This is a genomic window from Nocardiopsis nanhaiensis (assembly GCF_054778635.1).
The window spans coordinates 1-21166 of record NZ_BAAGZJ010000091.1; the positions used below are offsets into that span (position 1 = coordinate 1).

At 70.1% G+C, this 21166-nt stretch carries 16 protein-coding genes; 12 read left to right on the forward strand and 4 right to left on the reverse strand.

Going from position 1 to position 21166, the window contains the following annotated elements; translation table 11 throughout:
- Positions 1 to 77 precede the first annotated feature (77 nt).
- Complete coding sequence (locus tag ACYVD1_RS29390; RefSeq protein WP_460777767.1) at positions 78 to 428, reverse strand: hypothetical protein; 351 nt, start codon at positions 426 to 428, stop codon at positions 78 to 80.
- Positions 429 to 590: 162 nt separating this feature from the next.
- On the opposite strand from ACYVD1_RS29390, the gene ACYVD1_RS29395 reads away from it, so the two are divergent.
- The 8 genes from ACYVD1_RS29395 to ACYVD1_RS29430 all read left to right on the forward strand — a co-directional run bounded on the left by ACYVD1_RS29395 (position 591) and on the right by ACYVD1_RS29430 (position 15139).
- Positions 591 to 2237 carry a serine/threonine-protein kinase gene (locus ACYVD1_RS29395; RefSeq protein WP_460777768.1) on the forward strand — a complete coding sequence of 549 codons (1647 nt, stop codon included), beginning with the start codon at positions 591 to 593 and terminating at the stop codon, positions 2235 to 2237.
- A gap of 124 nt (positions 2238 to 2361) precedes the next feature.
- The gene (locus ACYVD1_RS29400; RefSeq protein ID WP_460777770.1) at positions 2362 to 3036 is read left to right on the forward strand and encodes a uracil-DNA glycosylase; all 675 of its coding nucleotides are present in this window, start codon (positions 2362 to 2364) and stop codon (positions 3034 to 3036) included.
- 154 nt (positions 3037 to 3190) lie between these two features.
- Entirely contained in the window at positions 3191 to 6418 is a 3228-nt protein-coding gene (locus ACYVD1_RS29405; protein ID WP_460777771.1) for an NACHT domain-containing protein, read from the forward strand.
- 221 nt (positions 6419 to 6639) lie between these two features.
- Entirely contained in the window at positions 6640 to 7905 is a 1266-nt protein-coding gene (gene phnA, locus ACYVD1_RS29410) for a phosphonoacetate hydrolase (RefSeq protein WP_460777772.1), read from the forward strand.
- A 50-nt stretch (positions 7906 to 7955) separates the two neighbouring features.
- Positions 7956 to 9149, forward strand: coding sequence for a TIGR03364 family FAD-dependent oxidoreductase (locus ACYVD1_RS29415; protein WP_460777773.1), 1194 nt, complete (start codon positions 7956 to 7958; stop codon positions 9147 to 9149).
- 99 nt (positions 9150 to 9248) lie between these two features.
- A complete protein-coding gene (locus ACYVD1_RS29420; RefSeq protein WP_460777774.1) occupies positions 9249 to 10751 on the forward strand; it encodes an aldehyde dehydrogenase family protein in 1503 nt (500 codons plus the stop codon).
- 92 nt (positions 10752 to 10843) lie between these two features.
- A complete protein-coding gene (locus ACYVD1_RS29425) occupies positions 10844 to 11746 on the forward strand; it encodes a LysR family transcriptional regulator (protein WP_460777775.1) in 903 nt (300 codons plus the stop codon).
- Between the two features lie 111 nt (positions 11747 to 11857).
- A complete protein-coding gene (locus ACYVD1_RS29430) occupies positions 11858 to 15139 on the forward strand; it encodes an NACHT domain-containing protein (protein ID WP_460777776.1) in 3282 nt (1093 codons plus the stop codon).
- Positions 15140 to 15169: 30 nt separating this feature from the next.
- On the opposite strand, the gene ACYVD1_RS29435 is transcribed toward ACYVD1_RS29430, so the two are convergent.
- The gene (locus ACYVD1_RS29435; protein ID WP_460777777.1) at positions 15170 to 15967 is read right to left on the reverse strand and encodes an SIR2 family NAD-dependent protein deacylase; all 798 of its coding nucleotides are present in this window, start codon (positions 15965 to 15967) and stop codon (positions 15170 to 15172) included.
- Between the two features lie 166 nt (positions 15968 to 16133).
- On the opposite strand from ACYVD1_RS29435, the gene ACYVD1_RS29440 reads away from it, so the two are divergent.
- Positions 16134 to 17018, forward strand: coding sequence for a sulfotransferase family protein (locus ACYVD1_RS29440; protein ID WP_460777778.1), 885 nt, complete (start codon positions 16134 to 16136; stop codon positions 17016 to 17018).
- Between the two features lie 42 nt (positions 17019 to 17060).
- On the opposite strand, the gene ACYVD1_RS29445 is transcribed toward ACYVD1_RS29440, so the two are convergent.
- Complete coding sequence (locus ACYVD1_RS29445) at positions 17061 to 17594, reverse strand: RidA family protein (RefSeq protein ID WP_460752425.1); 534 nt, start codon at positions 17592 to 17594, stop codon at positions 17061 to 17063.
- Positions 17595 to 17691: 97 nt separating this feature from the next.
- Between ACYVD1_RS29445 and ACYVD1_RS29450 the strand changes: the two genes are divergently transcribed.
- Entirely contained in the window at positions 17692 to 17847 is a 156-nt protein-coding gene (locus ACYVD1_RS29450) for a hypothetical protein (protein WP_460777779.1), read from the forward strand.
- Positions 17848 to 17914: 67 nt separating this feature from the next.
- Here the strand turns inward: ACYVD1_RS29450 and ACYVD1_RS29455 are convergent, their stop codons facing one another.
- On the reverse strand, positions 17915 to 18742 hold the full coding sequence (locus ACYVD1_RS29455) for an aldo/keto reductase (protein WP_460777780.1): 828 nt from the start codon (positions 18740 to 18742) through the stop codon (positions 17915 to 17917).
- A 349-nt stretch (positions 18743 to 19091) separates the two neighbouring features.
- Between ACYVD1_RS29455 and ACYVD1_RS29460 the strand changes: the two genes are divergently transcribed.
- Positions 19092 to 20282 carry a PucR family transcriptional regulator gene (locus tag ACYVD1_RS29460; RefSeq protein WP_460777781.1) on the forward strand — a complete coding sequence of 397 codons (1191 nt, stop codon included), beginning with the start codon at positions 19092 to 19094 and terminating at the stop codon, positions 20280 to 20282.
- Between the two features lie 151 nt (positions 20283 to 20433).
- Positions 20434 to 21030, forward strand: a complete 597-nt coding sequence (locus ACYVD1_RS29465) for a Dps family protein (protein ID WP_460777782.1) — start codon at positions 20434 to 20436, stop codon at positions 21028 to 21030.
- The last annotated feature ends 136 nt before the right edge of the window (positions 21031 to 21166 follow it).

A 21166-nucleotide genomic window follows, 5' to 3' on the forward strand; every position in this document is an offset into this window, starting at 1 on the left:
CCTTCATCGTTGGTGTGGAGGTCGTGGTTGGTCATTGTCACCGTGGTGGTTGCCTGTTCTCGCCCTGCTTGTGTCAGTTAGTGAAGGTTATCCCTTGGTGTCCCACTTGAGCCTGACACAGAGGGGTCCGGGCTCTCCGCCGGGTGCTCCGGTGCGCCCTCGAAGTGCTCGCGTACACCCACCACGCCGAGGCGGTTGATGAAGCGCAGGAGTTCGGCCTGCTCACTCCACTTGGCGCTGAGCTCGGCGAACTGCTCCTCGTTCGAGGTGACATCTGAGTTGAGGACCTTCACCACGACCGGCTCGGTCTGTCCGGCCAGGCTGACTTCGGCCAGGTAGAGCGTGGCCTCGCCGCCGCGCCCCACCGACCGGACCAGTCGGTACTTGTCCGGATGGGGGTCCGGACCAACGTAGAGATTCAGGCTCACGGCTCTGACACTCATTCCACACAGGGGGTACTTGCGCGCCGTCGGCACTAGGAACACAGTAGCGGCAGCAGTTGTACGCTAACGCCCTGTGTGCCCGGGGCGACAGGAAACGGCCGCACGGGCACAGTGGTCACAGCCGCGGGTCGACGGTGAGAGGTGCGGGTGCCGGAGGAACGGGTCCTGGACGGTCGCTACCGACTCCTCGCCCGCCTTGGCGCGGGCGGTATGGGGGAGGTCTGGCGCGCGGTCGACGAGGTGCTGGACCGGCCGGTGGCGGTGAAGCTGATCCGGCCGGGCAGGGTGGACTCGGCCCAGGTCGTGGCCCGGTTCCGCCGTGAGGCCCGGGTGACCGCACGGTTGGCGGGGCATCCGAACGTGGTGATCCTGTACGACTTCGGCCAGGGCGCCGACGACGGGCGCGGTGCCGGGCCGGTCTTCGCCGTGATGGAGCTCGTGCCCGGCCGTCCGCTGACCTCGGTGCTCCGGGAGGACGGTCCGCTGCCGGTGGGCCGGGCCGCCGCGCTGGTGTCCCAGGCCGCGTCGGGCCTGGGTGCCGCGCACACGGCCGGGATCGTGCACCGCGACGTGAAGCCGGGCAACCTGATGGTGGTCGAAGAGGGCACGGGTGACGGCACCCTCAAGGTCCTGGACTTCGGGATCGCGGCCTTCACCGCGGCCACCCGCAGCGAGCGCATCACCCGGACGGGGCAAGTGGTGGGTACCCCGCTGTACATGTCGCCTGAGCAGGTGCGCGGCGACCGGGTTGACCGGCCCAGCGACCTGTACTCGCTGGGCGCCATCCTCTACCAGCTGCTGACCGGGGAGCCGCCGTTCCGGAACCCCAACCGCCTGGCGGTGCTGCGGATGCACCTCGGTGAGCCTCCGCCGTCGGCAGCGGCCGTGCGTCCCGAAATCCCGGCGGACCTGTCCGATCTGGTCAGCGCACTCCTGGCCAAACGGCCCGAGGACCGCCCCGCCGACGCGGAGGAGGTCAGGGACCGGCTGGCCCCGTACCTGCCACCGGTGAACCCCGCCCGCGGACCCGTGCCCGGGCTGGCCCGCACGCTTCCGTACACGGAGGAAGCGCCGCAGCGGTCCTCCTCGGGCACCGACGCGCACCCGATCCGGCTGCGGGAGCTGGTGGATGCGGCTCGCGAGCGGGCGGACGCGGGCGACTACGACCGGGCCGCCGAGGAACTGCGCACCCTGTTGCCGCTCCTCGCCTCCGCCTTCGGCCCGGACCACCCCGACACCCTGCGGGCCCGCCGCCGGGAGGCGTACGCGACGGGAAAGAGCGGTGACCACGCCCGCGCGGTGCGGACCTTCGAACCGCTGGTGGCGGACCTGGTCCGCGTGTACGGGTCCCAGCACCCGGAGTCCCTGGCGGCCCGGTACTACCTGGCCACGAACGCCGGCCGGGCCGCCGACCACGGGCTGGCCGCCCGGACCCACGCGGACCTGGTCCCGGATCTGGTGGCCGCCCACGGTGCGGATTCGGACAAGGTGCAGACCACGCGGCTGTACCTGGCCTTCGAGCTCGGCGAGTCCGGCGATCCGCACCGTGCCGTGGAACTCCTGGAAAAGCTGGTCCCAGACCTGGTCCGGATGCGCGGCGCCAACGACCCGGCCACCCTGCGCGCCCGCCACTACCAGGCCGCGTACCTGGGCCACTCCGGGAAGGTGACCGAGGCGGTCCGCCACTACGAGGCCCTGCTGGCCCACCACGAGGGATTGCACGGCACAGACGCGCCCAGTACCCGGGGCATCCGCTCCCACCTGCACCGCTGGCAACAGCGCGCCCACCGCTGAGTGGTGAGTGGGCTCTATGGCCCCGTACGTCCACCGGGGAGCTCCGGGGCAGTGTGGCGGAGATCTTCGGACGGATGGTCCGAAACGGGTCTGGGTGTCCCTGTCTGGCGCTAGGGTGCTGGCCATGCCGACACGGGACCTGAACGAGATCATGGACAGCGGTTGGGCGAAGGCCTTGGAGCCGGTCGCCCCGCAGATCGCCGCTATGGGCGACTTCCTCCGCCAGGAGGTGGCCGCCGGACGCACCTACCTACCTTCCGGGGACCACGTCCTCCGCGCCTTCCAGCAGCCCTTCGAGGACGTGCGGGTCCTCATCGTGGGACAGGACCCCTACCCGACCCCCGGCAACGCGGTCGGGCTGAGCTTCTCGGTCGCCCCGGACGTGCGGCTGCCCGCCAGTCTGCGCAACATCTACCAGGAGATGGGTGACGACCTCGGGGTACCCATGCCTTCGAACGGCGACCTCACGCCGTGGACCCGGCAGGGCGTGCTGCTGCTCAACCGGGTGCTGACCGTCTCCCCCGGCAACGCCGGTTCGCACCGCGGCAAGGGCTGGGAGGCCGTCACCGAGCAGGCCATCCGGGCGCTGGCCGAACGCGGCACCCCTCTCGTCTCCATCCTGTGGGGGCGCGACGCCCGCAACCTGCGGCCGATGATGCCGGGCATCCCGTGCGTGGAGTCCCCGCACCCGAGCCCGTTCTCGGCGCGCAACGGCTTCTTCGGTTCCAAGCCCTTCAGCACCACCAACGAGCTGCTGGCCAACCAGGGCGCCGAACCGGTGAACTGGCAGCTGCCCTAGGGCATCACACGCTCCGTGAGCACCCCTCACCACATGCATTCATATTGGCGAAACCCCTTCTGACGTGCGGACTCGGCCCCTCCCCCGGTGCCGGGTCCGACCGCGTTCCCCCACCCCTGTCACGTCCCACGGATGCGGAAGAGGCCCCGAACCGATGGCGAAACGGCTCAGCTACAGCGACGCGCTGCGGATCCTCGGCAAGAACGACTCGAAGGTCCTGGACCTCGCGGAAAAGGTGGCCGACGGCGGGATGGGGCTGGTGGGCGTTCCCGGACTGTTCGGGGTCCGCGGGGCGCTGGTGAGCCAGGGGCGCAAGGCTCTGGAGGGGTTGGGCAGCAAGCTGAGGGGCGAGAGTCGGCTGTCCCGGACGGAGAGGGTCCAGGCGGCACACCAGATCCTGGTGGTCTCGTCCTTCTTCGAGGCCGCGGAGGACATATTCGAGGAAGTCGCGATGCCTTTCGGGCTGAACGATCTGGAGATCACTTCGGAGGAGCAGTACTCGCTCTTGCGCGACCACTTGGTCGCGCTCCCCGGAACACACCCATCGTTTCCGATCACGCACACCGGCAACCGGAAATCACATAGCTCGGTGGCGGTCATGCCGATGAGAGGTGCCGTTGCCTCCTTCACCGACTTCGTCTGTGCACTCGAAGTGACCGAACGGCATCGGATCACCCGGGAACATCCCCTGATGAGGCGCTTCCAGCGTGTCCTGCCCAGTAGGGCTGCCGAACGTCTGGTCGGGAACATGCGACGGTTGGGGGGCGAGGTCCCGGAGTTCGGGATGTGGCTGGACGCGAGCGAACACGAAAACACCCGGGAGAAGATCGGTACCGGCCTCGCGGAGCTACACGAACAACTATCCCGCATCGGTTCCAGACGCCCCGTCTCCCGACGAAGGCAGGAACTCGCGGCCTCATACCAGGCGGTACTCAACCGACCTGTCCTGCGGTCCGATGACGTTCCCTCCGGTCTGGCGCTTCCCTCTCTCCGCCAGGCCTATATCCCGCCGCAGGGGCGAGTCACCCTGATCAATGAAAGCAGTAGTCCGGCACGCGATGACTGGTGGCTGGACTTCCCCGTCCAGGGCGACCTCCAGTCGCTCGTGGCGTCCCTGGTTACGCACCCGCGAGCCACTGAGCATCCGCTGGTCATCCTCGGCCACCCCGGTGCGGGCAAGTCCAAGTTCACCGAGGTGCTCGCCGCCCAGCTGCCCGCCGAGGACTTCCTCCCCGTCCGGGTGGAGCTTCGAGCGGTCAGCCCCAACGCCCCGCTGCACACGCAGATCGAGGAAGGGCTCGCCGCCGACCTGCACGCCTCGGTTTCCTGGCGGGACCTGTCCGACGACGCCGACGGTGCGCTGCCGGTGATCATCCTGGACGGCTTCGACGAACTCCTCCAGGCCACCGGGGTGGACCGCTCCGACTACCTGGAACGGGTCCAGGAGTTCCAGGAGAAGCAGGAGAACATGGGCCAGCCGGTCGCGGTGATCGTCACCAGCCGGACCCTGGTAGCCGACCGGACCCGCTTCCCGTCCCTGACCACGGTCATCCGCCTGGAGCCCTTCGACGACGGCCAGATCGAGCAAATGCTGGCCGTGTGGAACCGGGCCAACTCCGGTGCCCTCGGTGCGTCCGGGCTGAGCCCCCTCACCCCGCAGGTAGTGCTCCGTTACCGCGACCTCGCCGAGCAGCCGCTGCTCCTGCTCATGCTGCTCATCTACGACGCCCACGGCAACGCCCTACTCCAGGCCTCGGAGGCCCTCTCCCACGGCGAACTGTACGGACGGCTCCTCACGATGTTCGCCCGGCGCGAGGTGGACAAGCACCGGCCCCACCTGGGCGGCCGGGACCTGGAGCGGGCGGTCGAGGACGAGCTGCGGCGCCTGGAGGTGGCCGCGATGGCGATGTTCGCCCGGGGCCGCCAGAGCGTACGCGCCGAGGAGCTGGACCAGGACCTGGCCGTCCTGATGCCTGAAGCCGCAGAGATGCCCGACAACACCGACCTGCACGGCCAGATCGCCCCCGCGCACCAGGTGCTGGGCCGGTTCTTCTTCGTCCACGAAGCACGCGCCCGTACCACCGACGGCACCAACAGCGCCTTCGAGTTCCTGCACGCGACCTTCGGCGAGTACCTGGTGGCCCGCACGGTGGTCGCGGCACTGGAGGAACTGGCCGACGACCGGTCCCGGGCGTCCCGGCGCCGGAGTCGGACCGCACACCTGGACGACGGCGAGCTGTACGCGCTGGCCTCCTTCGCCGCCTACGCGGGCCGGGACAAGGTGGTGGCCTTCCTCGACGAACTCCTTGGGCGGCGCTTCGCCGTGGACCCCGGACTGGCCGAGGAACTCCAGGAGCTCCTCCTCGAGCTCTTCCGGGAGGCTCCCTTCCCCGCACCCAACCGCTCCTTCGCCGAGTACGAACCGCGGCGCCTGCCCGTCACGGAGCGCCAGGCCCGCTACACCGCGAACCTGGTGACCCTGCTGGTCCTGGTCCGGGACGAGCCCATCGAGCTGGCGGACCTCTTCCCCGACCGCCAGGACCCCTGGCAGGACTGGCGGCGGACCGTGTCCCTGTGGCGCGCCCTGCCCGCCGCCCAGTGGTTCGGGATCCTGGACACCATGCGCCTGCGCCACCTGGGCTATTGGGAGGGCGAGACTCCCGTGACCGTGCTGGAACGCGAGCGGGGCGAGCCCTTCAACCTCGGCGAGTGCGTGGGGTTCGAACTGCGCTCGGACACCGACGGCGAACCGGCCAACATCAACCCGTACGAAGTGACGGTGCCCAGCGGAACGGTCACCGCCAGACTGCTGCGGTCGATGGCGATGCGCGCCAACGGCACGGCCTCCCGGCTGGCCCTGATCCTCACCCCGTACCTGCGGTTCGTCTCCGACGACCTGGCGACCTGGTACTCGGACCGGGAGACCGACCAGTCGTGGGTCGAGGCGCACGAGGTGCTGCGGCTGCGCTTGGAGCCGATCGGCCTGGTCCCGGCGGACCGGATCGGTGAGCGGATCCGCGGTTACGAGCGGCTGCTGTCCACCTCCGGGCTGGGCCGGGTCGAGCTGACCGTTCTCCGCCAGGCGCTGGAGGACCTGCACCTGTGGCCCGAGGACGGGGCGGGCAAGGATGATCTGAAACAGGCCGTGACCGGCTTCCTGCGCGGCTGCGAGCGGGTCGTCGAAGGGCCGCAGGTCGACCGGGACGCCGTGCACACCCTCTTGGAGGCCCTGGAGCCGCACATCGGGATCCCCGCGTGGAAGCTCCTCGGCAAGTGGGAGGCCGCGGAGCGGGCCGCTTCGTCCACGCCCGCCACCGACCCCTCGGTCCCGGTCCGGTCGGCGCGCCTGTCCGAGGCACAGAGCGGCTCCGCCGGGCCCTGAACCGGCCCCGGTGACGGCACCGGCCTCGGGACGAGCACCCCATACGCACTCGGCTATGGGGCGCATAGGCAGTTTCCGGGTTCCGCGCGAAACCCCTGGCTGTTAGAAATACAGCAGGTCATAGATGACAGCGCTGGGTTTCGCACGGGACCGGACCGGAATTGATATTCCATTGCCCCTTTCCGTGCGCACCCCTGGTGAATCCACAGAAAAGGTGCGCGATGCCCGAGAAGTCAGCGTCCGTCAATGGTCGGAACTACCCGTCCCCCACCGCACCGACCGTGGTGGTCTGCATCGACGGGAGCGAACCCGATTACCACGAGAAGGCGATAGCCAACGGGCGCATGCCCTTTCTGTCCGGCCTCCGGGAGCAGGGCGGGACTTTCCTGAACGCGGAATGCGCCATGCCCTCGTTCACCAACCCCAATAACCTCTCCATCGCCACCGGCGTTCCGCCGTCGGTGCACGGGATCTGCGGCAACTACTTCCTCGACTCGGCCAGCGGCGAGGAAGTGATGATGAACGACCCCTCGCTGCTGCGCGCGCCCACGCTCTTCGCGGCCTTCGCCGAAGCAGGAAGGTCCGTCGCGGTCGTGACCGCCAAGGACAAGCTCCGCAGGCTGCTCGGCCAGGGACTCCAGGGCAAGGGGGTCTGCTTCTCGGCGGAGAAGGCCGACACCGTCACCCTCGCCGACAACGGGATCGAAGCTGCACTCGACCTGGTGGGCAAGCCGCTGCCGTCGGTCTACAGCGCCGACCTCAGTGAGTTCGCGATGGCCGCGGGCACCGCCGTACTCGAACGAGACCGCCCCGACCTCACCTACATCTCCCTCACCGACTACATCCAGCACAAGCACGCACCGGGTTCACCGGTGGCCGACGACTTCTACGCGATGCTCGACGCCTACTTCCGCCGGATCCACGACCTCGGGGCGGTCCTGGTGATCACCGCGGACCACGGGATGAACCGCAAGTCCGACGCCGACGGGGTCCCCAACGTCGTGTACGCGCAGGAACTGCTGGACGGGTGGTACGGCCCCGGAATCAGTCGCGTCATCCTGCCCATCACCGACCCCTACACCGTGCACCACGGCGCTCTCGGCTCCTTCGCCACCGTGCACCTGAGCGGGGCGGCGTCGCAGGACCCCGCCGGGGTGGCCGCCCGGCTGGCCGAGCTGCCCGGAATCGCCGAGGTGCTGGACCGGGACACCGCCAGCACGGCCTTCGAGCTGCCCGCCGACCGCCTGGGCGACCTCGTGCTGGTCGCCGAGATCGACACCGCGATCGGCACCACGCCGGACCGGCACGACCTGTCCCAGCTGGACGAGCCGCTGCGGTCCCACGGCGGGCTCACCGAGCAGAAGGTGCCGTTCATCGTGAACCGCCCGGTGGCCGACCTGCCGCCCGGGCACCGCCTGCGCAACTTCGACGCCTACTGGGTGGCCCTGGACCGGGTGGTGGACGCGGAGACGGCCGCCACCGGCTGATCCCAGCACGGTCGTACCCCGGCAGCAGCCCGCACCGAAAGGCCCTCTCCATGAACAGCACAGCCCCTTCCGGCCGCCCCCGCCCCTCGGGACGGACGAACGAACCCGACCACCGCGACCGGACCGCCGACGTCGCCGTGGTCGGCGGGGGCATCGTCGGACTCGCCCACGCACTGGCCGCGGCCCGGTCCGGTTCCCGGGTCGTCCTCTTCGAACGCGACGAGCGCGCGGTGGGTGCCTCCATCCGCAACTTCGGCCTCGTCTGGCCGGTCGGGCAGTCCGCGGCACTGTACGAGCGGGCCATGCGCAGCCGGGAGACCTGGTTGGACGTGGCCAAGCGCACCGGCATGTGGTGTGCGGAGAGCGGGTCGCTCCTGGCGGTCCGCTCCCCCGAGGAACAGGCCGTCGTGGAGGAGTTCCTGGACAGCTCGCCGCACGCCGTGGAGCACGGGAGCCGGATGATGACGGCCGCCGAAGCCGTCGCCGCCAGTCCCGCCCTGCGCCCGGAGGAGCTGCGGGGCGCACTGTGGAGCCCCACGGAGCTCAACGTCGACCCGCGGACCGCGATCCCGGCCGTGGCGGAACTACTGGAGCGCGAGTACGGGGTGGCGCTGCGCTTCGGCACCGCGGTCACCGGAATCGACCTGCCCGGGATCGAGACCACGGAGGGTACGTGGCGGGCCGACCGGGCCTTCGTCTGTTCGGGGAGCGACTTCCAGACGCTGTTCCCGGAGTCGTTCGACGGCACCGGCGTCCAGAAGTGCAAACTCCAGATGATGCGCACCGCGGCGCAACCCGAGGGGTGGGCCCTGGGCCCGGCCCTGTGCGCCGGGCTGACCCTGCTGCACTACGACTCCTTCGCGCACTGCCCGTCGCTGGCGGCGCTGCGCGCCCGGTTCGACCGCGATCTGCCGGTCCAGCGGGCCGAGGGCGTGCACGTGCTCGTCTCCCAGACCGCGGACGGGCGGATCACCATCGGGGACAGCCACGATTACGCGATGACCCACGATCCGTTCGAGCGCGAGGAGGTGGACCGGGCCATCCTGGACTACTTCGAGGGCTTCACCGGGGTCCCGCGGCCGCGCGTCACCGAACGCTGGCACGGCATCTACCCGTCGATCCCCGGAGCACGGGCGGACCTGGTGCACCACCCGGCGCCCGGAGTCACCGTGGTGAACGGCCTGGGCGGCGCGGGAATGACGCTCTCCTTCGGGCTGGCCGCCGAGACCGCGGCCACCGGCTGATCCCGGCCCGGTCGCGGCACCCACCGAGCGACGACCGGGCCACACGAACCCGCCACCAGCCCGCGGAGCACCGCGGGAAACACGGACAGGAGACCGACCGTGCCCGAACACCCCACCACCGCCGAACACGGCGCCTACAAGGCCGACCCGACGTCCCGGCCGCACCTGCTGGGCAACTTCATCGACGGCAGCTGGCGCCCCGCGGAGAGCGGTGGGGCCCGCACCAACACCTCACCCGCCGACACCGGCGACCGCATCGGAGAGTTCGCCGAGTCCGGCGGGGCCGACGCCGAGGAGGCCGTGGAGGCCGCCGCGCGGGCCTGGCCGGACTGGCGCGGCGCGGGACCGATCGAACGCGCCGACTACCTGCGCCGGGCGGAGGGCCTGTTGCGCGAACGCAAGGAGGTGATCGCCCGCGCGCTCACCCGCGAGCAGGGCAAGCGCGTCCGCGAGGCGCGCGCGGAGGTCGACCGCGCCCTGGCCATCCTCGACTTCACCGCCGGGGAGGCGCGTCGGCTCAACGGGGTCACCACCCCGGCAGAGGAGCCGCGCACGTTCGCGTTCACGTTCCGGCAGCCGATCGGGGTGACCGCGCTCATCACGCCGTGGAACTTCCCGTTGGCCATTCCCATGTGGAAGGTGGCGCCGGCGCTGCTGTCGGGCTGCACGGCCGTACTGAAGCCCTCGCCGCTGACCCCGCTGACCGGGGCCCTGCTCACGGAGGTGTTCGCGGACGCGGGCCTACCCCCTGGCGTGTTGAACCTGGTCCAGGGCGACCGGGCGGCGGGTGAGGCGCTGGTCGACCATCCGCGGACTGCGGGGGTGTCGTTCACGGGCTCGCTGCCGGTGGGCCGGGAGATCCAGCGTGCCGGGGCCGAACGCCTGCTGCGCACCCAGCTGGAGTTGGGCGGCAAGAACGCGGTGGTGGTGCTGGACGACGCCGACCTGGACAAGGCGGCCGACGCGATCGTGCACGGCGCCTTCGGGCAGTCCGGGCAGCGGTGCAGCGCCACCAGCCGGGTCGTGGTGGACTCCTCGGTCAAGGGCGCACTCCTGGAGCGCCTCCGCGCGCGCGTGTCGGCGATGCGGGTGGGTCCGGGCCAGGACCCGGACACCGACATCGGACCGGTGATCTCCGCCGCCCAGCGGACGGCCTGCCTGACCGCGGTCGACCGGGCCCGGCAGGCGGGGGCGACGGTGGTGTGCGGGGGCGACCCGCCCGCCGGTCCCCTGCCGGAGGGGCACTACGTCGCGCCGACCATCCTGGCCGACGTGGCCTGGGACGCCGAGATCGCGCAGGAGGAGGTCTTCGGGCCGGTGCTCTCAGTGATCGAGTGCTCGGGTTTCGACGAGGCCCTGCGGATCGCCAACTCGGTGCGCTACGGGATGTCGGGGACGGTTTTCACGGCGGACACCGCGCGGATCTTCGAGGCCCTGGACCGGTTCGAGGCGGGGATGCTGCACGTCAACCGCCCCGGGGTGGGTGCCTACGCCCACCTGCCGCACATGGGGTCCAAGCTCTCGCAGTACGGTGCTCCCGAGTGTTCTCCTCAGGTGTGGGACTTCTACACCGAGTGGCGGTCGGCCTGCATCTCCTACTGAGGTCGGGCCCGGTTCCGCCGGCGGCACGACGGGCGGTCCCGTCGGCGGCGCGGCCCGGCGTGCCGCCGTCGGGGTGAGGGAGGCTGGGGACGATGGCGCAGTTGAATCCGCACAGGCTTGAAGTGTTCCTCAAGGTCGTGGAGGAGGGCAGCTTCTCGGCCGCGGCACAGCAGCTGTACATGAGCCAGCCTTCGGTGTCCACGCAGGTCAAGAAGTTGGAGGCGTCGCTGCGGGCGACGCTCGTCGATCGCTCCGGTGCGCGGATCCGGCCCACCGCCGAGGGGGAGGTGCTGGCCCAGTACGCGCGCCGCCTGCTGCTTCTGAGCCAGGAAGCGGTCACCGCGATCGAGCAGGTCCAGGGGCTGCGGGCGGGGCGGTTGCGGGTGGGCGGCACGACGACGGTCGGCACCTACCTGCTGCCGGCCCTGACGGCGGGCTTCCGCGAGGACTTCCCCGAGGTCGAGTTCGACCTGTTCGTCGGCAACAGCGGGCAGGTGGAGGACGCCCTGCTCAAGGGCGACATCGGGCTGGCCGTGGTGGCCGGAGACCCGTCCGACGGCCGCTTGGTGACCGAGCCGGTGCTCTCGGACCAGCTCCTGCTGTGTGCGGCACCGGGGCACCCTCTCGCCGGGACCGCGCACCTGTCGCCCGAGCGGCTGTCCGAGGAACGGTTCCTGGTGCGCGAGCCCGGCTCCTCCACCCGCGAGGAGCAGTGGGCCGCCCTGGAGTCCTGGGGTCTGGCCGGGGCTGCCACCGCCGAGATCTGGGGTGCGGAAACCGCCAAACAGGCGGTGCGGGCGGGGCTCGGACTCGCCTTGATGTCCGAGCACGCCGTGGCCGGAGACGTCGCCGCGGGACTGCTCAGTGTGCTGGACGTACAACCGTCACGCGAAGGGCGGCCGATCACGGCCTGCCACCGCCGCGACCGCGTCCTGTCGCCGGCCGAGTCCGAGTTCCTGGGTCGCCTGCGGGAACTGCCCGGCTGGCCGAAGTGATCCCCCGGCCCCCTTTCCCGCGCCCGTGGAAACCGCTTCCGTGCCCGCGTCGTCACATTTAGTGTGGCGACGAGCCACGCCCCCGGCGGAAACGGAAAGGCCACCCCCTCCATGGCGAAGCAGCTCGGCTACGCGGACGCCCTGAAAACCCTCGGTGCACAAGACCGCCCCCTCCTGGACTTCGCGGAGAAACTGGTCGAAGGAAGTCTGGGCGTCCTCGGCGTCACCGGTCTCCTCGGCACCCGGAAGCTGCTCGTCAGGCACGGGCGCAAGGCCCTGGAGGGGTTCGGGGAGAAACTGCGGGGCACGGACCGGCTCTCCCGGACCGCGAAGATCGAGGCGGCGCACAAGGTCCTCCTCGTCGTCTCCTTCTTCGAACCGCTCGACACCGTACTGGCCAAGGCCGGGGTTCCCCTGCGCGCCGCGGACCTGGAACTGACCGCGGAGGAGCAGCGGGTCCTGGTCGAGCGCGGACTCCGGGCGGACGAGGTCTACGCCCCCGCGGAAGACTTCCTGTGGGACCACGACACCCTGTGGGCCCGGGCCGAGAACGTCCTGGGGCGGAATACCGAAGCGCTGATCGAACTGATCCGCGGCTTGTCGGCCACCGAGCGGGCCGGGGTCGACACCGGGCACGGCAGCAGACTGGCCACGGCCGTGCGCCAGCGCCTCCCCCGGATGGCCCAGTCGGCCTACCGCGACCACTACCTGAGGCTCTGCGCGGAGGCCCCCGAGTTCGGAATGTGGGCGCAGCTGCGCGAACACGAGCGGACGCGGCACCGGGTCAGCGATGCCTTCGCCGGGCTGCACCGGGAACTCAGCCGGATCTCTTCGGGCAGGCCCGTGGGGGACCTGCGGAGCCGGCTCTCCCGCAAGTACCGGGCCCTGCTGGGCAAACACGTGCTTCCCATGGACGACGTACTCCCCGAGGACCTGCCCGCCGGGATGGTGATCCCTTCGCTCAGCGATTGCTACGTACCGCCGAGCGCCCGTGTGGCCAGAGTGAAGCAAGGTGACACGCCTTCCGCGAAGGAATGGTGGGAGGAAAGGTGGGAAGCGCGCAAGCTCCTCCCCGACCTGCAACACTTCCTGGCCGCCCGCCTCACCCACCCGGACATGACCAGGTACCCGACGGTGCTCCTGGGCGAACCGGGCGCGGGCAAGTCCAAGCTCACGGAAGTCCTGGCCGCGCAGCTACCCGCGGAGGACTTCCTGACGGTCCGGGTGGAGCTGCGTTCGGTCAGCGCCGACGCCGCCCTCCACACCCAGATCGAGGAAGGGCTGGAACAGAGCCTGCGCGAGCAGGTCCGCTGGACCGACCTCCTAGCGGAGGCGCATGGCGCTCTTCCGGTGATCATCCTGGACGGCTTCGACGAACTCCTCCAAGCGGCGGGAGTGGAACGGCACAACTACCTGGAGGAGATCCGCGACCTCCAGACCCACCAGGAGGACATGGGGCAGCCGGTGGCGGTGATCGTCACCAGCCGCACACTCAGCGCCAGCCGGGCCCGCTTTCCCGAGCACAGCACGGTGATCCGGCTGGAGCCGTTCAGCGAGGAGCAGATCCAGCGGGTGCTCAAGGCCTGGAACCAAGCGAACCGGGAACGGTTCCGCTCCCCCGGCCTCCAGCCGCTCGGAGCGGACCGGCTGTTGGCCTATCCGGAGCTGAGCCGACAGCCCTTGCTGCTGCTGATGCTGCTGGTCTACGACGCACAGGACAACGACCTCCAGCAGGCCCCTGACCGCCTCTCCCTGGGGCAGCTGTACGAACGGCTGCTGACCACCTTCGTCCGCCGACAGGTCCGCAAGCACCGTAAGGCGCTCAGTGAGGCGGACCTCAGGCGGGAAGTCAAGGGTGAGTTGCGCCGCCTGGAGGCAGCGGCCCTGGCCATGTTCACCCGTCAGCGCCAGAGCGTGGGTTCCAGGGAGCTGAGCAAGGACCTCAAAGCACTCAAGCTGGACAGCTCTCAGCAGCGGTCGGAGACCGGTGCCAATCTCCCCATCCAGGCCGCCGACCTGCTACTGGGCCGGTTCTTCTTCGTGCACATGGCACAGGCGAAGATCAGCGGACCCGACCAAGAGCCCTTGAGCGCCTACGAGTTCCTGCACGCCACCTTCGGCGAGTACCTGGTGGCAAGGATGGTGGCCGGGGCGCTGCGGTCCTTGGTGGAGCAGCGCATCCGCCAGGCAGAGGACCCCTGGGCCGAACCCGCCAGCGACGGCACCCTGTACGCGGTGTCGTCCTTCGCCTCCTACGCCAGCCGGGAGCGGACCGTCGACTTCCTCAAGGAACTGATCTGCGGGGATGTCGGCGGGGACGAGGAGCGGCGCGAGCACTACAGCGAACAGTTGATCGAGCTCTTCCAGCAGGCGCCCTATCCCTCCGCTGACCACCTGCACTCCGCCTACCAGCCCCGCACGCTCCCCCTGACCAGTCGGCAGGCGCACTACACGGCCAACCTGCTGATCCTGCTCCTGCTCGCGCGAGTCGAACCGGTGGATCTCGCAGAGCTGTTCACGGACTCGGGCTCGGAACCGAGCGCGCTGTACCAGTGGCGGGCCGCGGCCTCCCTGTGGCGCACCCTGCCCTCGGCGGACTGGTTCCGGGTGTTGGACGCGCTGCGGGTCCGCCACCTGGCAGTGGGAAGGTCCGTCCTGCAACTCGAGGACCGCTCACCGGTCAACGTCGGGGAGGGCATGGGCTTCGCAGCATCGAGCGGCGCCGCGCAGATACCGAACGCCTCCGTGCTCGACCCCTACCAGATTGAAGTGCCGTACCGCACGGGGACCGCCCAGCTGCTGCGGTCCATCGCTCTGCGCGTCAACGGGTCCGCCGCCAGTCTCATGGTCGGCCTGGTGCCCTATCTGCAAGCGGTCAACCCCGACCTGGGCTCCTGGCAGTGGGGTCCTCGCATCGGTGAGGGGTCCTGGTCTCCAGTACACGAACTCCTCCTGCTCAGACTGAACCCGGTCCATGGGGAAACAGAGCGAAGGCTGGACGCCTATCACCGGCTTCTTCTCCCCAGTGCCGACCTGTTCAGGTCAGAGATTCCTGTCCTCAGGCAGGCAGCAGAGGACTTCGCCAGCACACTGGGCGGCACCGAATACCTCTCCAGGCTCCGGCACTTGGTCACCAAGCGGCTGGCGGGCATCGGCCCCGACGGCACCGCCCACGTCCCGATAACCCAAGTCGAGCAGGTCCTGTCTCTCCTAGAACCACACCTGGGGAGTCGGGTAGCAGCAAACGTACTGGGACGGCTCAGGCAGCCGCCCGACGAAACCCGAGAGCCCTCCAGGTCCGCCCCCAGTCATGAACCCCCCAAAGCCTTCCCCGAGCCAGAGACCGAGCACAGCGTCGTGGACATCCAGTACTACCTGGACGATGGCCTCTAGGAGGTCCCACTCCCCTTCCGGGGCGTCCCGCTACCCCGCCAGGGCCCGCTTGACCAGGGCCGGGACGACTCCGCCGATGGGGTCGTGCAGGACGGCGCCGGCGTAGTCGTCGTAGGGCGTGCGCTCGGCGTTCACGATGAGCAGCGACGCCCGCGCCATCATGGCGACGTCGCACAGCCCGGCCACCGGGTGGACGGTCAGGGAGGTGCCCACCGCCACGAAGGCGTCGCACTCGCGGGCGGCCAGGGTGGCCCGTTCGATGACCTCGGGGTCCAGGAGCTGGCCGAAGGAGATGGTGTCGGACTTCTGGATACCGCCGCACTCCACGCAGCGCGGGTCGGACTCCTCGTCGAGCCGGTCCAGCACCGCGGCGCTGGGGGTGCGCAGTCCGCAGGCCATGCACATGACCCGCAGCATGGTGCCGTGCACCTCGATGACCTCGTCCTCGGGTACCCCGGCCCGCTGGTGCAGGCCGTCGATGTTCTGCGTGACGAGCGAGTGCAGCCGCCCGGACGAGGCGAGTTCCGCCAGCGCACGGTGGGCGGCGTTGGGTTCGGCCTCCCAGACCCGGTGGGCGCGGCGGGCCAGCCACGTCTGGCGGCGCACGTCCACATCACCCATGTAGGTGTCGATGTCCGACATCGCCTGGGCGTTGGGGTTGGTGGTCCAGAGCCCGTGCGGGCCGCGGAAGTCCGGGATCCCGGAGTCCGTGGACACTCCCGCGCCGGTCAGGACGGTGATGCGTCGCGCGGACGCCAGTAGCTCAGCGGCCTGTTCGAACCCCTCCGGGTCGGCGAACGGCACGGTGTCGTCGGTCATCGAGGCCATACCCCATTCTTACAGCGGCCCTGGCACGGCTTTGCCCTGGCTTGGCCGGAAGCGACCTTCCGGCGCCCATTCCACACCGTAACCTCGGGAAACGCGTGGGACGCACGGGCGGATAGCCCGGCCGATGCACACGAGAAGGGCAAAGGGTGCAAAAATCGACACAATCATGAAGCAGCCCTCCTACATCCTCGTGGTCAACGGGACCAAGGTCCAGCGTCCTGTGTTCGTGCTGGGCGCACCCCACTCCGGGGTTCCGGTGATCGCCCGCGCCCTGTCCCGCGCACCCGGCTTCCACATGGGAGCGGGTTCGCAGGGCGTGCTCAACGCCGTCTACGCCGTGGCCAGGCGCCCGTCCCTGGCGCTGGAGAAGGTCTCAGGAACAGCCAGCCTGCTCCGCGAGGCCTACGCCGAGACCTGGCACCTCACCCCCCTGACCTGTCCACAGTGTCCGGTCCCCGGCGCCCGGATCCCCGCCAACACCGCCTCCGAGCCGTGCGAGCACAGCGCCGAAGCACGCCGCTACGGTGACGCCAGCCCCGATCTCCTCTACTCGGCGAGCGCCCTGCACGCCGCGTTCCCGGACGCGCTGTTCATCCAGATCATCCGGGACGGCCGCGACGTCGTGGCCGACATGATGGAGGACGAGCGGTCGCTGGCCTGGCTCAAGCCCAGTTTCATGAAGCTGGAGCACGAGTTCCCCAACCACTTCTTCGGGTTGGAGGAGGAGTCGGACCTGAGCGGCTTCACCGAAGGCTCGACCGCGACCAAGTGCGCGATGCGGTGGCGGGGCGCGGTGCGCATGTCCGCGCGGCTGCGCAGGGAGATCGGGACCGACCAGTTGCTGACCGTCCGCTACGAGGACGTCCACGGCGGCGAGGTCGAGACCGCCGGGCGGCTGCGCGAGTTCACCGGTGCCCGGGTGTCGGCGAGCGAGCTGCTCACGGAGGACTCGTGGGGGGTGGGTTCGTGGCGGGAGCGGTTGAGCCGGAGCAACCACAGCGACGTGCACGAGGTGGCACGCAGCGAGCTCTCCCGCCTGGGTTACCTCTAGACCCTCGCTTCGGTTCCGGCGGCTGCTCCGAGGACACCGGGGTCAGGTGCGGGCCCGCTCCCGGATGTCCGCGGGGTCTCCGGCGTCCTCGGAAGCGTCGGCGAAGGCGTTGTCGACGTCCTCCACCAGTTCCCGCGACGCGTACCGTGACAGCTCCGCACTGTCGGGCTCGTCCGGGGCCACCGCCGTGCACTCCAGCTCGACCTGGGCACCGTCCTCCAAGAGTTCGGTGACGCCGACGACCGTCATGGGCGGGTAGTAGCGGCCCATGTGACGCCGGTACACCGATCCCAGGGTCTTGAGGTTGACCCGGTAGACGCTGACCGACGTGGTGTACACACGCATGCTGACCACGTGCACGGGTTCGGCACCCGCGGCACGCAGGGCCTCGACCATGTTGGCGAGGGCCCGGTCGAACTGCTGCACCACCGAATCCCCGGTCAGTACCCCGTCGGAGCGGCGGGAGGTCTGCCCGCCCACGTACACGGTGCGGCCGGGGGTGACCACGAGAGCGTGCGAATACCCCACCGGATCGGTCAGGGTGAGCGGGTTGATGATCTGGTGGGGTGTGTCCATGTCGGCCCTTCCCTCTACCTCGCGCTCAGACCGCTTCGAGCTCGCGCGCCGTGCCCCCTGGGAGAGCGTCGCCGGAGTGGGCGGCTAAGATGAGCGCATGATCTCTTTCGTGCTGTCCGTCCTGACCCTGACTGCGGTGGTCGGGCTTGTCCTCGCGATCTTCGTCGGCGGCGGGGTGTACACCGCCCGTGTGCGCCGCCACGGCATCGACGCCGTGCTGGCCGGCGCCCGTAAGCACCGCGAACTGCGCTGACCGCGGTCGCGCAGGACCGCTGACGGGTGCGTCCCCAGCGGCGGGCACGCTCTCGTGCGGCCCCGGATCACTCTCCGCCGAAGGTGTCCGGGTCGGGCCCGAACCGGTGGTCCTCGTTGAGTGCGCTGATCCGGGCCATCTCTTCCGCCGCGAGTTCGAACTCGAAGATGTCGAAGTTGGAGCGGATCCGCTCGGGCGTCACCGACTTGGGGATGACGACGTTGCCGAGCTGGATGTGCCAGCGCAACAGGATCTGGGCGGGGGTGCGTTCGTGTGCCCGGGCCAGCTCCTCGATGAGCGGGTGCGTGAGGAGTTCCCCGTGGCCGAGCGGGCTCCACGCCTCGGTGGCGATGTTGTGCTCGGCGTCGAAGGCGCGCAGCTCTTCCTGGGTGAGCAGCGGATGCAGTTCGATCTGGTTCACCATGGGAGCGATACCGCCCTCCTCCATGACGCGTTCCAGGTGCGAGCGCTGGAAGTTGCACACGCCGATGGCGCGGACACGGCCCTCGGCATAGAGGCGCTCCATCGCCTTCCACGTGGACACGTAGAGGTCGCTCTGCGGCAGCGGCCAGTGCATGAGGTAGAGGTCCAGCTCTTCCAGGCCCAGTCGTTCCATACTGGCGTCGAAGGCGCGCAAGGTGGACTCGTAGCCTTGGTCCGGGTTGGCGAGCTTGGTGGTGACGAACACGTCCTCCCGCTCCAGGCCCGAACGGCGCAGCGCCTCGCCGACGCCTTCCTCGTTGCCGTAGGCGGCCGCGGTGTCGATACTGCGGTACCCGGCCGCGAGGGCGTGTGAGACCGCCTCCACCACGGCGTCGTTGGGTACCTGCCACACCCCGAAGCCCAACTGCGGGATCCGCACCCCGTTGTTCAGTGTGCTTTCCGGAACCGTCATCGTCCTCATCCCCGTCATCCCCCGATCGGCCCCTCCGGACCGTAGTGGGGCGGCCATCACGTCCTCCCCGTGACCGCTCCGCCCGTGCGGCTTCCCCCCGCCCGCCGTGCTCCGGCTCCCCCACCGGTTGCGCACCGCTGCGCGGGGCGACTGTGTGCATACTGCCATGTCGGACGGGGCCGGGTCCTCAGGCTGCGCCGCTGTTGTGCGCGCTTTTTACCCGGTTGGCCGGTCTCGGACACGCCCGTGGGGTGCGCGATAGGCTGCGCGCGCCGGGGCGGAGTGCCCATCGGCGGCCCGGAGCCGGGTGTGGAGCGGACACGGGCGTGGGCGCGGGAAGGAGGGGCGGATGGGGCACGAGGAGCGGGCCCGGGTCAGCTCCGAGCTGGAGCGGGAGCGCGCTGCGCACGTGGAGCGGATCGTCTCCGAGGTGTACGCGGAGATTCCCGCCTACCGGGCGCTGCACGGATCCCAGCTGGCGGAGGTCCGGTCGATCACCGGCTGGTTGGTCACCCGGTCGATGGAGTTGTGGGTGCGCGGCGCCTCCCGGCTGCCGCCCGAGGACGTGGAGCGGTTGAAGGGGATCGGCCGGGCCCGGGCAGCCGACGGGCGTTCGATCGGCGCCGTGGTGCGCGCGCACCGGATCGGGTCGGCCGCCGCGGTGCGCCTCCTCCGCGAGCAGGCGGGCGACAGGCTCGACGTGGCGGACGTGTTCGCTCTGGGCGAACTCTGGTTGGCCTCCATCGACCAGATCTCCGAGAGCCTGACGGCGGGCCATGCCGAAGCCGTCGACCGGCTGGACGCGGACCGCGAGCGCGCGCGGCGCGCACTGCTCGACGACCTGCTCATCGGACGCCAGGCCTCCCAGGGCGCTATCCGGGACCGGGCCCGGACCCTGGACATCGCGCCGCCCGACCCCGCGGTGCTGGTGGTCGCCGAGCCCGCGCGGGAACCGGCCGAGCGGGTGCGGGCCCTGGCGGAGCACCTGACGGTGTCGGTGGGGTTGGAGCTCTTGGCGGAGGCCGCGCCCGCAGGGGCAGACCCCCTGGTGACCACGCGTTCGGGACGGGTGGTGGTGCTGGTGTCGGCCGAGGACGCCGACCGCGTCGCCGGAGTTCTGGTCGAACGGGGTTGGCGCGGGTGTGTGCTCGAACCGCGCGGGCTGAGCGACCTGTCCGCCGCCTACCGGCTGGCCGACGGTGCTTTGGAGACCGCGCCCCCGCACGCCCACGGAGAGGACGGCCTGCTGCGAGACGCCGACGTGAGCGTGCTGGCACTGCTCAACGGCGGCGCGATCACCCCTGCCACGGTGCGCGGTGCAGTGTTGGGGCCGCTGCTGGCGCAGGAGCACCGGCACCTCCTGGAGACGCTGCGCACCTACTTCCGAACAGGGGCGGCGACCACCGCGGCCGACCTTCTGCACGTCCACGCCCAGACCCTGCGCTACCGGTTGAAGCGGGTGCGGGAACTGACCGGGCACGACCCGCACCGGCCGTGGTCGAGGTTCGTCTTGGAGACGGCCTGCGCGATCGCCGCCTAAGGACAGTGCTTCGCAGGGGCAGCACCCCGTACGGACTGTCCCCTGCACAAAGCCTTGCCGGCACATGGGATTCGGTTTCTCTGCCGACAACTGTCGGTGGAAAAGACTGGCGGGCGGAGCTTGTTCAGTACCACCGGAGGGGGAACCAGCCGTGACCACTGCCGACCAGCATGCGAGTCAGACACCCAAGCCCCGGAGCAGCCAGCCGTGGCTCCACCAGAGGGGTGCGGAGATCCAGCAGTTCGGGACGGTCCGCCAGCTGCCGGTCGGGCTGTCCTACGACGCCCGGATGTACTCGTGTCAGCGACTCAACCAGGTGCTGTGCGATCTGCGGATCCTGCACGACATGTACAAGAAGCACCACTGGCTGATGCGAGGACACACCTTCTACCAGCTGCACCTGTTGATGGACAAGCACGCCGACGAGCAGACCGCTCTCATCGACACCGTCGCCGAGCGCATCCAGACTCTGGGCGGTGTGGCGGTCGGCGACCCGAGGCACGTCGCCGAGATCACCAACATCCCGCGCCCGCCGAACGGGGTCGAGGAGGTTCCGGCGATGCTCTCGCGGCTGCTGGAGGCGCACGAGACCGTCCTGGAGGAGGCCCATGACGCGGCCGCGCGCGTGCAGGAGATGGGGGACGACGGCAGCAACGACGTCCTGGTCTCGGACGTGATCCGCACCAACGAGCTCGAGGCCTGGTTCGTGGCCGAGCACCTGGTGGACACCCCGCTGGTGCACAGCTGAGCGGAAGTGTGGAAAGCCGGGCGGGGCGGATCATCGGAGCCCTCCGCCCGGCGCTCAACGTGTCCTCCAGCAGACAGCCAGGTGTTGATCCGGGCACTGGACACCGCACCACCCCATGGTGACAATGGCCACACTT

Excerpts from the sequence above, each read along its gene's own strand:
- ACYVD1_RS29400 (WP_460777770.1), top strand. The coding sequence starts at position 2,362 with ATGCCGACACGGGACCTGAACGAGATCATGGACAGCGGTTGGGCGAAG.
- ACYVD1_RS29405 (WP_460777771.1), top strand. The coding sequence starts at position 3,191 with ATGGCGAAACGGCTCAGCTACAGCGACGCGCTGCGGATCCTCGGCAAG.
- phnA (WP_460777772.1), top strand. The coding sequence starts at position 6,640 with ATGCCCGAGAAGTCAGCGTCCGTCAATGGTCGGAACTACCCGTCCCCC.
- ACYVD1_RS29415 (WP_460777773.1), top strand. The coding sequence starts at position 7,956 with ATGAACAGCACAGCCCCTTCCGGCCGCCCCCGCCCCTCGGGACGGACG.
- ACYVD1_RS29425 (WP_460777775.1), top strand. The coding sequence starts at position 10,844 with ATGGCGCAGTTGAATCCGCACAGGCTTGAAGTGTTCCTCAAGGTCGTG.
- ACYVD1_RS29430 (WP_460777776.1), top strand. The coding sequence starts at position 11,858 with ATGGCGAAGCAGCTCGGCTACGCGGACGCCCTGAAAACCCTCGGTGCA.
- ACYVD1_RS29435 (WP_460777777.1), bottom strand. The coding sequence starts at position 15,967 with ATGGCCTCGATGACCGACGACACCGTGCCGTTCGCCGACCCGGAGGGG.
- ACYVD1_RS29440 (WP_460777778.1), top strand. The coding sequence starts at position 16,134 with ATGAAGCAGCCCTCCTACATCCTCGTGGTCAACGGGACCAAGGTCCAG.
- ACYVD1_RS29445 (WP_460752425.1), bottom strand. The coding sequence starts at position 17,594 with ATGGACACACCCCACCAGATCATCAACCCGCTCACCCTGACCGATCCG.
- ACYVD1_RS29450 (WP_460777779.1), top strand. The coding sequence starts at position 17,692 with ATGATCTCTTTCGTGCTGTCCGTCCTGACCCTGACTGCGGTGGTCGGG.
- ACYVD1_RS29455 (WP_460777780.1), bottom strand. The coding sequence starts at position 18,742 with ATGACGGTTCCGGAAAGCACACTGAACAACGGGGTGCGGATCCCGCAG.
- ACYVD1_RS29460 (WP_460777781.1), top strand. The coding sequence starts at position 19,092 with ATGGGGCACGAGGAGCGGGCCCGGGTCAGCTCCGAGCTGGAGCGGGAG.